At 61.9% G+C, this 13,021-nt stretch carries 6 protein-coding genes and 2 pseudogenes; 3 read left to right on the top strand and 5 right to left on the bottom strand.

The features are described 5' to 3' along the window. Positions 1-229 precede the first annotated feature (229 nt). The 3 genes and pseudogenes from QM841_RS28130 to QM841_RS28120 form a co-directional block, all read left to right on the top strand. Entirely contained in the window at positions 230-1,957 is a 1,728-nt protein-coding gene (locus QM841_RS28130; RefSeq protein WP_283334584.1) for a dihydroxy-acid dehydratase, read from the top strand. A gap of 23 nt (positions 1,958-1,980) precedes the next feature. Beyond that, positions 1,981-3,327: an MFS transporter gene (locus QM841_RS28125; protein ID WP_283334583.1), complete on the top strand. Its 1,347-nt coding sequence runs from the start codon at positions 1,981-1,983 to the stop codon at positions 3,325-3,327. A gap of 1,181 nt (positions 3,328-4,508) precedes the next feature. Beyond that, positions 4,509-5,652: pseudogene (locus tag QM841_RS28120) on the top strand (ISL3 family transposase); the annotation flags it as partial. Positions 5,653-6,192: 540 nt separating this feature from the next. Here the strand turns inward: QM841_RS28120 and QM841_RS28115 are convergent. The 5 genes and pseudogenes from QM841_RS28115 to QM841_RS28095 all read right to left on the bottom strand — a co-directional run. Then, complete coding sequence (locus QM841_RS28115; RefSeq protein WP_283334582.1) at positions 6,193-7,587, bottom strand: IS1380 family transposase; 1,395 nt, start codon at positions 7,585-7,587, stop codon at positions 6,193-6,195. A 519-nt stretch (positions 7,588-8,106) separates the two neighbouring features. Further along, positions 8,107-8,292 (bottom strand): hypothetical protein, encoded by a 186-nt coding sequence (locus tag QM841_RS28110; RefSeq protein ID WP_133988310.1) that lies wholly within the window; start codon positions 8,290-8,292, stop codon positions 8,107-8,109. 574 nt (positions 8,293-8,866) lie between these two features. Further along, the gene (locus tag QM841_RS28105) at positions 8,867-10,288 is read right to left on the bottom strand and encodes an amidase (RefSeq protein WP_133988309.1); all 1,422 of its coding nucleotides are present in this window, start codon (positions 10,286-10,288) and stop codon (positions 8,867-8,869) included. A 211-nt stretch (positions 10,289-10,499) separates the two neighbouring features. After that, positions 10,500-11,963: a purine-cytosine permease family protein gene (locus tag QM841_RS28100; protein WP_133988308.1), complete on the bottom strand. Its 1,464-nt coding sequence runs from the start codon at positions 11,961-11,963 to the stop codon at positions 10,500-10,502. Positions 11,964-12,636: 673 nt separating this feature from the next. Further along, positions 12,637-12,829, bottom strand: a pseudogene (locus QM841_RS28095) (transposase); the annotation flags it as partial. Between the last annotated feature and the right edge of the window lie 192 nt (positions 12,830-13,021).

Raw genomic sequence — 13,021 nt, 5'->3', positions numbered from 1 at the left:
GGACGACCTCTCGGCGCCGATCATCAAAAATTGTCCTCTTACCGCGCAGTGTTTCGAGTACGGTCACGCCGCAGCACACGGACCATTCGATCGCCGCCGAACTCCATCGCCTACCGAGACATCGGTCGCGCAGAGGTGCGAAGGGGCATGCAACGTTCCGGCAGTGCACTCTGACCTTCCTATTTAAAGTTCTTCACGCGGTCATTTCGACTGCAGTACAGGAGTAAACATGCCCATCAACCGACCCATCTCCACGACGGCTGACGCGTTGCCAGATAATGATCGCGGTCAGCCCGGCCAACTCAGAAGTCGCTTCGTCCCTGGCACAACCCGGTGGGCTGTCCGTCGCGCCCAATGGACCGCGCTCGGGCGATCGGTTGAGGATCAGGGGCGACCACAGATCGCCATCGTAAACACCTCATCCCGGCTTTCTGTCTGTTTCGCCCATCTCGACGACATCGTCGATGTGGTAGCTGAGGCGATCTGGGAAGCTGGCGGCTTGCCGCTTGAGATACGAACTGTCGCACCAAGCGATTTCGTAACCAGCGCCGGACGAAAAGCGCGATACCTCCTTCCCACCCGTGACCTCATTGTCAACGATGTGGAAGCCGCAGTGGAAGGGGCCGTACTCGACGGAATGGTCTGCTTGTCCTCCTGCGACAAGACGGCCCCCGCCCATCTCATGGCGTCAGCACGACTAGACATCCCCTCCATTCTGGTCATCGGCGGGTATCAACGGGGAGGCACATACGCAGGCTGCTCGGTGGATATCGACACCGTCTACGAGTCCGTCGGCGCCGTCAAGGCCGGCGAGATGACCGTCGATCAGCTCGGCGACCTAGCCGATGCCGCGATTCAAGGGCCGGGCGTCTGCGCAGGACTCGCCACCGCGAACACCATGCACATCCTATCCGAAGCCCTCGGAATGACAATGCCTGGCTCGGCACCCATTCGAGCGAACTCAGACAGGATGCGCGAACGCGCTGCTGCTGCTGGTACTCGAATCGTCGAAATGGTTGCCGAAGGATTGACCGCACGAAAGGTGCTGACCAAAGACGCCGTCGAGAATGCTGTCGAAGTTGCCCTTGCACTGGGGGGGTCGGTCAATTGTATTCGTCATCTCGCAGCAGTTGCCAATGAAGCCGACCTCGATATGGATGTTGTCGCCACATTCGAGGAACGAGCAAAATCCGGCGTCCAACTCGCGGCAATACGACCGAACGGGACCGACCAGGTATGGGATCTCGAGCGGGTAGGAGGCACTCAAGCCGCAATGAAGGCTTTGCTTCCACGACTACACGGCACAGCGTTGACAGTGACAGGTGACACCGTGATGGAGCGAGCCGAGACAGCCCCTCAACCGGACGGCGAAGTGTTGCATGAACTCTCGGAGCCGATTCGCAACGAGAGTGGGTTGCTGATTCTTCGTGGTTCGCTTGCTCCTGATGGGTGCATCGTCAAAGTCGCGGGCGTCGGTAACGCACGTCGTCAGTTCTCGGGCTCAGCGAAGGTATTCCTAGGCGAGGACCAGGCAATCATGGCTCTCGGTAACCGGGAAATTACGCCAGGCGATGTCATTGTCCTTCGCGGTATGGGGCCACGCGGTGGCCCGGGCACGGTGTTCGCGGCAAGCTTCGTGGCGGCCCTCAACGGCGCAGGGCTCGGCGGCCAGGTCGCGGTCGTGACAGACGGCGAACTGTCAGGACTCAACCATGGACTAGTCGTCGGCCAGGTCATGCCTGAAGCAGCGGACGGGGGGCCACTCGCCGGCGTGGAACCTGGTGACATCATCTCCATCGACCTCGACACACGCACGCTTGATGCGGACCCTATTCGGCAGGGAGCGCCCGTACATTCCGGTACCCCGGGCCGAGAACGCGGTTGGCTCGGCCAGTATGCCCAACTTGTGGGCCCCATACAGCAGGGTGCGGTCCTGAGACGCCCGATATCGCAGTAGGCGTTCAGAAAGGAATCGAGACGTTGTCGAAAACAGCAACTCAGCCGAGGAGGGCCGCCATCGCCGCCCTCGTCGGAACAGTGCTCGAGTGGTACGACTTCATCGTGTACGGCACCGCCGCTGCGGTAGTTCTCAACAGACTGTTTTTTCCGTCCGAGAATCCGCTGGTGGGGACCTTGGCCGCCTTCGCCACATACGCGGTCGGGTTCCTGGCGCGACCCATTGGAGGGTTGATCCTTGGGCGAATGGGCGACCGGCTTGGCCGCAAGAAGGTCTTGGTTTCGACCTTATTGCTCATGGGCGGTGCGACAACGGCGATCGGCCTCCTCCCGACGTACGCGACCATCGGTATCGCTGCCCCCATCCTGCTCGTTGTTTTGCGCCTGATTCAAGGATTCGGAGCGGGAGGGGAGTACGCAGGCGCAGTAGTACTCTCGGTCGAGCACTCGGTACCCGACAAGCGCGGTCTTGCGGGTGCATGGGCGCCACTCGGTTTCTCAGTCGCCACGTTGCTGGCGAACGCCGTATTCTATCTCTTCCTACTCATGCCCGAGGAGCAGTTCGAATCGTGGGGGTGGCGAGTTCCGTTCCTCCTCGGTGCGGTGTGCGTAGTAGTTGGCTACATCATCCGGCGACGAGTGGAGGAGCCGCCAGCCTTCGAAAAGATGCAATCACACCGCACCGCACCACCGAAGCCGTCGCTGTTCGCTGCGCTCAAAGAGCATCCGCGTAGCTTCCTCATCGTCGTGGGTACGCGGATGGGGGAGAACGGTTTCGCCTACCTTCTGCCCGTCTTCGGTGTCGCCTACGTTTCGAAGACTCTCGAGTTGGGTGACTCGGTGGCGTTGTGGGCAGTGATGATTGCTTCAGCAATACAGCTGATTACTGTGCCGTTCTATGGTGCGCTGTCCGACCGAGTCGGCCGGAAACCCGTCTACATCGCAGGAGCGGTCGGGTCCATGCTGTGGCTCGCACCATTCTTCATGCTGACGGGGACAGGCTCGACGGGCGCAGTGATCTTGGCTTTCGTCATCGGGTTGGGTTTCGCCTACCCCGCCATGCTTGCCCCCCAAGCCGCCTGGTACGCCGAACTGTTCGATACAGAATTCCGGTTGTCCGGCTTTGCGTTCTCGCGGGAAGTCGGCTCCGTTCTGGCCGGCGGGTTGGCTCCGTTCGTTGCTACTGCCCTGTTCGCATGGACCGGGTCATGGTGGGCGATCGTGGGATACATGACAGCTCTGGCGGTGATTGCATTGGTGGCATTGTGGATGGGGCCGGAGACGTTGCGCCGGGAGATGGAGGCGACTGATGCCAAGCCTGGAGGCGACGAGACGACACGCTTTGCAGCGTCTGACTCAGGTCGGCAATGACACACAAGTCCAGCGACTTCGGTATTACGTGTCGGGCGGCTTTGATGCCGCGGTAGGGTACGCGCGGAAGCAGAGGACGCTTGTTCGGCTGCTCGGATGTCCCGCATGATCCTTTCGGTTGCCCCGTGGTCTTGATCAATTCGAACGCTGAAGAGCTGAAGAAGGGACAAGCGCGACACATGGGCGCCCGCCTCGATTGGGATCCCGCCGATTTCGGCGCAGTCACGAACGTGGCAAGTCGGTGAAGGCGCTCGTCTCCCTTGAGGTGAGTGCCGTCGCGACTGGGGAATCAGCATACAAACGCCCTGGAACGATAGAGATCCTTCCCGAACATCCAGAAACCGTGAGCAGGTAAATCCGTCGCGGGTCGCTCCGAACCGCCCCGGTGGGGCTGCCGTCAGCGGAACCGAAACTGACCCGACAAGAAACTTGGGCGGCAGCCCCTGCCCGGACGGATCCCGGCTACACCTTCACGAGCTGGACACCCCATGCACCACAAATCAACTCGAAGCCCCGACACCGTGCAGCGGCAGTCGCCCATGACGCTGTGGAACAGTCGCAGCGACGATGACATTCTCGACTTTGCGCTACTCTGGGCGCCGATTGGTGGTCCCACCCCGAGGAACATTACAATCGTCATCTCGATAGACGTCACGGAGTTCAAGCACCGAGTCCGAGATGCTGTGAGGCTCGAAGTGGCCCGACTTAGCGCGGTATCACCTCTTCGGAGAGAATCTATGGCCTGTCCGCGATTGCGGCACTCGATCGTAGTTCACGCACAAGCACGTCGTAGGAAGCGCTCATCGATGGCGGCGTAACCGTCAACTTGCTCACCCCGCCAAGGTCAGTGTCGCACCGCTTTGGCGTCAGCGACATTCATCCACAAACCACGCTGATCGCGTTCGGTGATCATGTGTTCGGTTCCGGCTGGCATGCAGGATTCCATCAGTGTCTTGGCCAACCTGGAGGCCTGCTTGTGCAGTGTGGCGTAACGGCGCGTCGCCTGTGTGGTCGAGGTCTGGTCCGGTTCTGGTGTCGACGAGGTGCGGCAGGTACGAGGCGATGGAGCCCAGCAGGTGAGTTAAGTCGAAAAAGGGGCTCTACTGCTGTGATCGTGGGTGGTAGCCGGGTCTGGTGTGGGCGCACGCCGTTGCCCCAGTAGCGTTCTGGCTTGTCTAGGGTCAGTCGGCTACATGTGTGGAGAACGGCGTGCGCGAAGCCCGGACTGCGGTCTGATCCGTACCTTCGTCGAGGCCGAGACACCCCGGGTGGCCTGCCGCGAACTCGGGGTGACGGTGGCCGCGGTGCCCTGGGCCCGGCACCGCGCCGGCCACACCTATTCGTTCGATCAGACGGTGGCGTGGCTGGCCACGCATACCTCCAAGGCGGCGACCTGCGAGTTGATGCGCACCGCGTGGCGTACGGTCGGGGCGATCGTGGAGCGGGTGTGGGCCGACACCGCACCCGCCCGGGATCCGCTGGCCGGGCTGCGGCGGATCGGGATCGACGAAATCTCGTACAAGAAGGGCCACAAGTATCTGACCGTCGTCGTCGATCACGACTCCGGTCGGCTGGTGTGGGCGGCCCCGGCCGCGACACGGCCACCCTGTCCGAGTTCTTCGACCTGCTCGGGCCCGAACGCTGCGCGAAGATCACCCACGTCACCTCGGACGCGGCCGGGTGGATCGCGTCGGTGGTGACCCGGTACTGCCCCGCCGCGATCCGCTGCGCGGACCCGTTCCACGTGGTCGCCTGGGCCACCGAGGCGCTGGACGCGGTGCGGCGGGCCGCGTGGAACCGGGCCCGGGCCGGGCGAGTAACGCCTCCCGCGGCGGCTGGAAACCGCGCCGACGCCCGAAGGCCGGGCCGGCTCAGACGGTCAAACGCAGCCGGTGGGCGCTGCTGAAGAACCCGGACACGCTCAGTGCGCAGCAACAGGCGAGTCTGCGGTGGATCGCATTGCACGATCCGGTGCTACACCGGGGATACCGGCTTAAGGAGGGCCTGCGGTTGATCCTGCAGCTCCCGGCCACCGAAGCCGCCACCGAACTCGACCGGTGGATCGGCTGGGCGAGACGGTCCCGGATCCCGGAGTTCGTCGCGTTGCAGAAAAGCATCCTCGCCCACAAACCCGCGATCCTCGCCGCCATCGAACACGGGCTCTCGTACGGCCGGATCGAATCGGTCAACACCAAGATCCGCCTCATCACCCGCCGCGGCTTCGGGTTCCACACCCCCGAAGCCGTCATCGCACTCGCAATGCTCAGCCTCGGGGGCGCCCGGCCACAATTACCCGGCCGAACCCAACCACGAATGAGTCAGTAGAGCCCAAAAAGGCGCGCCCAAGTGCAGCGACGCCATCCTCGTCTCCCTCTGAGGCATGACCGCCAAAAAGGACGGCGACATGTAAGGGCGATGACGGTAGGCGTGCGCGCATGCAGTGCCGTCGCTGTATCGAAGTGACGAGGTGTCTGAACGTCGAGGAGTGAAGTAGGAAGCTATCGGCTCGCTGGTGAGGGTGTCCTGTACCGCTCGGACACCCGTTCGCGCCCCGTCCTCGGGTCGGCGCAACTCCGCGGGATCGTCACTGTCTCCAAGCCGGTTCGGATGTTCCATGGACGTGTCGGGGTGACGGACACGAGGTCGGACTTGCCTTCCGGTTCATGCCGACCTCGAGTCAGTTCACCACGTTTGCAAGACTAAACCTGAATCCGTGGATCGGTGATTTCGGTTCCACCGGGTCGGATTCTGGTGATGTCGACGGGCGGGTGCCATGAGATGGGCATGGCTGACCTGCTGACCTGGTTGTCAGCTCATCCACGTTGGTGTTCTGGGGTCGGGACCGATATGGCCAGGAAGGTTGGGTCAGGCCGCTTGTGGCGGTTCGTAGTCGATGACGTTGTTCCAGAGGGTCTTCCAGTCGTTTTGCCGCGGCCAGTGGATCGGTAGGTGGAGCACGGGTTTGCGTGCCGGACGGGCGAATCGGGCCGGAACATTCACCACATGCCGGCGCAGGGTGGATCCACGGGCAACGGCGTGACTTCCTCCGCAGACGGTGCCCGCGGCGCGCAGCAGATTGTGGGTGATCGCGGCGCAGAGCACCCAGGCACTGTTCGCGCCGAAACGACCGGAGGGAACATGCGCGAGTGGTCCATCGATCAGATCCGCGAACACCGTTTCCACGATCGCGTGTTTGCGATGGATGATGTCTGCGTCGACGGTGGGCAGGTCGGAATTGGTGAAGAACGGGTGGTAGCGCCACACCGGGAACAAGGCGTCAGGGTGGTTCGCGTCCTTTACCCGGCGCACGATCAGGCGGGCGGTGACCTTGTGCCGTCCGGAGAACGCGGTGTACTCGACCTCGGCGACCTCGGCGTCGGAGATCAACTCCCCGGTATCGGGGTCGGTCACCGCACCGGGATAGTGCACCGGCGTCCACTCCTGCTCGTCGATACTCTCGATTGCCCGGGTGACCCGCGGGTTCCGGGTCATCACCAGCGAGAATTCGATGCCGGCGGCGACCGCGGCCCCGATGACGGCCTTGTTGCCGAATGCCGAATCACCGCGGACCATGATCTTGCCCGTCGCACCGCAGGCGCGGGCGGTGCTGATTGCCGAGCGCAGTTGGGAGGCGGCGCCGCGGCCGGATCCGGTCTTGCCGGCCCGCAGCCGCATCTCCGCGACCACCGGCGCCGCCTGCGCCGTGGACAGGGTCGTGACCAGCGGCGACAGCCCCTTGCGGAGCAGAGCGCGGCCGGCGATCTTCGCGTGCCCGTAGGACGCTCCCTGTTTCTGGTGCCCGTAGACCGGCCGCAGCAACGAGTCGATGTCGAGGAATGCCCGGCCGGCGATGCCGGGCAGCAGCGGGGTGCGGGCGGCGAGGCCGATCAGATGCCGGCGCAGCACCGCCCCGAGCTGCAGACTGTTCCCGAAGGTGAACTCGCGCAAGAAGATCCCCAACGTCGACGGGGCGTACACCTGGTCGAACACGATCGGGCTGCCGCCGGCGCGGATCGTGTCCACGTCGTCGATGCTGTCCGCTCCGGTAAGCATCCCGCCGATGATCGAGGTGAGTTTCCCTGCCGGGTTCGCCGCACCCGAGGCCACCCGCGTGGAGGCGAGGTCGACATGGGTGTCGATCAGCTCCGACAAGCCGGCTTGTTCGGCGAGTCCGAGGACCGGGACCAATCCTGCCGCCGACACGAGATTGTATTCGTCGAACACCGCGGACCCAGCCGTGAACGTGTGCGATGATTGCACTGAAAGTGCCTTTCCGTATGTGGACAATTGTGATGTGAGAATCTTGATTGTGTCACTACGGGAGGCACTTTCGTCATTCACACGCCGTTACGGCCGGCGCAGTCTCCACGGATCCAGGCTAAACGCCCCCTCGAGATCAATCGTATAGCCGACGAAGTCGGCCACCTACCGCGCATATCCCCCCTCGACTGGGCACAACCTGCGGACCTCTTCGCCGACGCTTGCAGGCACGGCGAAGAATTCTCGAACAATGCTGGGAGTGAGCGGAGTTCAAACCCAAACGACGTCTCGATCGACCTCCGACAGCAGATCATCCACCGCCGGAGCCGGTTCGGCGCGGTGGCAGAAGTAGGCCGAGTTCGCCCGCGCCATAATCTGCACTGGACACCCCGGCGGTGCTGGCGCAGCCGACGGCCTCCGAGTGAGCAGTCGCTCGCCGGTGTGCGATGCGGTGTTGCCGCGGCGCAGGCGGGCGCGGACGATGACCAGCGACGCGACCGGGTTCGGGGCGCCCGCCCGTTAAGCGTTCAAGCCACGGACGCCCGAGTATTCGAACTCGGCGGCCTGCTCGCCGCAGCCGTGCACTTCACCGATGGTGTCGTCGACATCGACGAACAGCATCTGATCCGCCCCGTCGAGCATGTCTGGGACTCGGGCTGACAGGCTGACGAGCAGGCGTGCGGCGATGGTCGAGTTGCAGGACATGGCCGTGGGTGAAGGACGAAAGAGGGCTTCCCGGTGTGGACGGAGCCCGCACCCCAGCGAAGAGCCGGTTCGTGGCACCGTGGCGAAGAACGTCGAGGTCGTCGAGGCTGTCCGTGCCTGCGAGAATCCCTGCGCCGATGCCGACGGACTTGACCACCGGGTTCGGTGTATCGACGCCCAGACGTCGGTCGAGTAGGTCGTGCAGGCCCGCGGTCTCGGCCAGCTGCATCACCGGAACAGGCGTGCGACCGAGACGAGGTTCGGATCATCGAAACCGGCGTGACGGTGTGAGCAGCTTTCCCCTGCGAGATTCTCCTGTCCTGGTGCCGGAATCTATTGTGTGGCAACTCAGAGCTTCCTGCCCTACAGGGGCTCTCGTGTACGCTCCGCTCACACAGTCAGGCTGACGGTGGATCAGAGCTGAAGCAGGCCGAAGCTCGGTTCGAGCGACCTGCCACATCCGAGGATGGACAGCTCAGTGCCCACCGATATCGCCCGACGACCGGGCATCGCCGTCAACCAAAGGTTCGGCAACTGGCAGAAGCAACTTCCCGTCGCCAACGTGTCGCGGAGGCTACGCCTTGCCCGACGTGTCTGAAACGGCGAACAAGGGTGCAGTCTTGCCGAACTGGCCGAAAGCTTTTTCGTATGCGTTGCCGGCGCGCAGGACCGTCCTATCCTCGAGCGGACGACCAACTACCTGCATCCCGATGGGAAGACCGATTTCCGTCATTCCGATGGGCACGGATAGGGCAGGTAGACCCAACAGATTTGCTGGCGCGGACAATCGCATGTAGCTCTCAGTCAGCGCCTCGGATGACCCGTCTGGCCATGTCACGTGTGTGTGATCGTGACGAGCGGGTGAGGAACTCAGCGTCGGGGCCGCCAGGACATCAATCTGCCCAAACATCGAACGCCACGCGTTCTGCATGAGCGCCCGTCCTCTGAGCGCCTGAATGTAATCCTTGGCGAATACGAACTCGCCGGCTTCCAACATCGTGCGTACCTCCGGGGTATAGAGATCGCCTGAGCTGCGGAGCATTTCGGAATGATATGCGTTGGCCTCTGGAAGAAGAATCGCCCACTCCAGCGCTTCTACGTAGTCAGTCATCGGGACTTCGATCTCGACGAGACGCGCCCCGAGCTGCTCGAATTGGCCGAGAGCAACCTCTACACGACGGACGACTTCACTGTCCACTCGGTCGAAGTAGAAGTTGCTGGGAACACCGATACGCAATCCGGAGACGCCACCATTGAGATCGGCTGAGTAGTCGCGTGCCTCGAGTTTCAGACTTCCCGGATCCTGGTCGTCATACCCTGCCATTGCGGTCAAAGCTAGCGCGGCGTCTGCCACGTTACGAGTGATGGGTCCGGCGTGGTCGAGTGACCACGACAAGGATGTGACGCCGCGCCGGGAGACTAGACCGTACGTCGGTTTGAGCCCAACCATTCCGCAGAAGGCGGCTGGGATGCGGATTGAGCCTCCGGTGTCGCTTCCGGTGGCCATTAGACACGAACCTGCAGCCACCGCTGCAGCTGACCCGCCGCTGGATCCGCCAGCGATAAATTGAGTGTTCCAAGGGTTGCTCGTGCCGGGTGTTACTCCACCGAAGGCGAACTCGTGGGTATGTGTTTTCCCAACGATCACCGCGCCTGCCGCAGTGAGTTTCTCCACCACAGCGCTGTCCTGAGTAGGCACGAATGCGTCACGGACGCGTGAACTAGCAGTGGTGGGAAGACCTCGCATATTGTACAGATCTTTGATGCCGATGGGAATGCCGTGAAACGGACCCCTGTAATGGCCCGACGAAATCTCGTGCTCGGCCACTTCTGCGGCTGCCCGCGCATTCTCGGCGAGTGTCAACGCGTAGGCGTTCACAAGCGGTTCCGTGGCTTCCATTCGATCGAGCACGGAAGCAGTCAGTTCTACTGGAGACAGTGCTCGAGACTTGATCAGGTGGGATGCTGCAGAAACCGACAGCTCATATGGTTGCATGCTCGTCTACTTCCAACGGGGGTCGAATGAGGTGGCAGGCGCTGTCTCGCCGCACTGTATGTGTGAGACTTTGCGGATGAACGAGTCGGCATGGTTCGCGGCCTCACACAGCTCAGAAAGTCGATGGTTCTCGACCACCAGATTGACTGTGGCGCTGAGCCGACGGATGTCGTCTACGTTATGGCGGGGTGTGGTCACTGTGTCCCTTTCCTCAGACGGACAGCGGGTCGTGGTCGTCGTCAGCCTCATCCAATGCGTTCACTTCGGTCTGGGTTGCAGTACGTTTCGGTGTGTAGTACCGACCGCCGGTCGCCCTGGTCAGCGCAATGTGAATAAGGGGACCGACGATCATTGCAACAAAAGAGGCGAAGTAGATCGGATAGATCCCAATGATTCCCATGGCACCGATAGTGACCGCAACTCCAAGCGACGTCAGGCCGCATGGGTTCCATTTCGGGACTTCTTTTTCGTGAAATTCGACGTTCTCGGGCTTACCGAGTTTCATCCAGCGCCGACACACGAAGTAGTCCGCGAGGATGATGAGCACCCAGGTATTGGTGAGAACGCCGGCAATCGCGAGGAAAGTACCGAGATGGTTCAAAACGTTGGTGACATAGAACAGAACTCCCACACCCCAAATGAGGAACATCCACCAGGGGCGGCCCGGCTTGATCTTCGCTGCCACCTCGAATCCGCTAGCCAAAGCAATCGAACCTGAATAGAGATTCATAACGTTGACGCGGATCTGTGTGACTACAACCAGAATAACGCCCAGCAGCCCAATTACGTTGACGAATAGGTAGCCGGGGTCCTGAGCGTACGACTGGGCGTCGGGACCGCTGAGCTCGCTGTACAGGTTGATGCCAAAGAAGCAGCCGAGTCCGATGACGATCAGCATGGGAATGAGTTCGAAAATCATGATCGAGGCGGTTCCACGGTATCGGATACGCTGAGATGCGAACCGTCCGTAATCGGTTGCCATCAGCCCCTGGAAGATGACCTGTCCGTTCGCGAGGCTGAGCGCGCTCATCATCGCGGCGAATGTGAGAGGTTGAGTCGCGGTCCAATCTCCAATGCCGACCAGATCGCGATCCCTGGAAAATATGTATACCGCCCACCCTACTGTGATGACGAAGAAGGGGAATCCCCATTTTTGCAGGAAGGACATTGCATGCATGCCGCGCCAGGCAAATGCAATTGTGACAAGTCCGAAGGCGGCGTAGATGAGGGTTCCGTTGAAGGAGTCGATAGGGATTTCGAAGTATATGGCAATTGCGTGGGAAACGATGGTGCCTTCGAAGAGGAAGTAGTAAACGTAGTTAATTCCGTATATGAATGACGTGACGGCAGCGCCCCTACTTCCGAATCCGAGGCCGCGGCTGAGTAGGTTGGGAGATAAACCCTCTCGGGATGCTACGCGCATCGTCAACATGCCCGTCAGTACTGCGCCGATGACGAAATAGCCGATTGGTATCAGGATCAGGGGGAATCCCACCAGGAACAGGTGTTGAGCGCCGTAGGTGAACCAGAACATTGCGGTTGCGCCACCGAGGAGGACGACGCTGATGGCAGGGATTGGCCATCGTTGATTCGTTGGAACTCTGTCGGTGGCAAAGCTTTCCACTTGATCGTCGATCGAGGTCGCGGGGCCGCGTAACTTCGCTTTCAGGGACATGGATGACTCCCGGGTTAGGATGCATGCTGCTGTGGACGGACGTGGAACCGTCGCAGCGGAGATTTATTCACGACGTTGCGAGGGCGCCGACCGTGAGGATCGGCATGGCGGAGAAGCTCGTCATCGGGTATTTCAGGGGACAAGTACAGCATGCCAACCAGGAACGCGCAACCGGTTGTTCTCTCGGTTTTGGTAACCATCGACGTCGGCGTGCGGTTGGCACTGTGTGCGTCATTGCCCCTATCCCGGATCGGAGGTTCGGGCATCGGTGCGGGGTGTACTCGTCATCCTTGGTGACCGACGCGTCGGACCAGCAGCGGTCTCGGGCGTCGGTTTCGAGGGCCTGGATGTCGGCGCCAGGTCCCGGCCGGACCGTAGTCGACGACGCTGCCGACCTCGAGATCGAGCAGTTCCCCGACCCGCAACCCTGCCCCGCGGAGCACCGCCAACCCAATGCGGGCGAACGGATCCTCTAACCCGGCTACAGTGCTCATCACCATGGCGTCGACGTCGGGTGCCGGCGCGCGAGGCGACGGGCTGGTGCGCGTCCGCACGGTCAATCGTCTGGCCCTCTCCGATCGAGCCGACACCGGCAGCATGCGCCCCACCCGGCCGTCGGCCATGGATCTCACGCCGCGGACGGAATCATGTCGCCCAAGGGCCGGTTAATCGATCGTGGATCGTTGCTCCAGATCTGTTTCCAAATCGGCTTCGGAAAAGCCGTGAACGCCAACAGGTCCGACCGTGCCGCGTCGAGGCGCTCGGCGACCTTCGGTAACTGTCTCCGACAGGGCGTCGATCATCCGATCATATTGTGCGTGAACGGAATCTACGTCCGGCTCGTCGTCGACCGAGTGCATCGTAGTGGCGCGGCTCTTGAATCCAGGGCGAAACCAGTTCGGAGCTGTGGCAGGTGAGGGCTGATCTATTGCTCGGGAGAGCGTCGCAACGTCAGCGATGCGCCGAGCGATCTCGGTCATTCGAGCGGCGTAGAGGTCTCTGTGCATGCGAACCTGCATTATGCTCCTTAGTGCATAATAGGCGAAACTACTCACTCC

This window comes from Rhodococcus sp. IEGM 1307 (genome assembly GCF_030056915.1).
Classification (GTDB): Bacteria; Actinomycetota; Actinomycetes; order Mycobacteriales; family Mycobacteriaceae; genus Rhodococcus_F; species Rhodococcus_F opacus_D.
The sequence above is the reverse complement of the archived record's forward strand: the minus strand, read 5'-3'. Positions and strand labels throughout refer to the sequence as shown.

Coding starts and splice junctions, on each gene's coding strand:
- QM841_RS28130 (WP_283334584.1), top strand. CDS start 230: ATGCCCATCAACCGACCCATCTCCACGACGGCTGACGCGTTGCCAGAT.
- QM841_RS28110 (WP_133988310.1), bottom strand. CDS start 8,292: ATGTCCTGCAACTCGACCATCGCCGCACGCCTGCTCGTCAGCCTGTCA.
- QM841_RS28105 (WP_133988309.1), bottom strand. CDS start 10,288: ATGCAACCATATGAGCTGTCGGTTTCTGCAGCATCCCACCTGATCAAG.
- QM841_RS28100 (WP_133988308.1), bottom strand. CDS start 11,963: ATGTCCCTGAAAGCGAAGTTACGCGGCCCCGCGACCTCGATCGACGAT.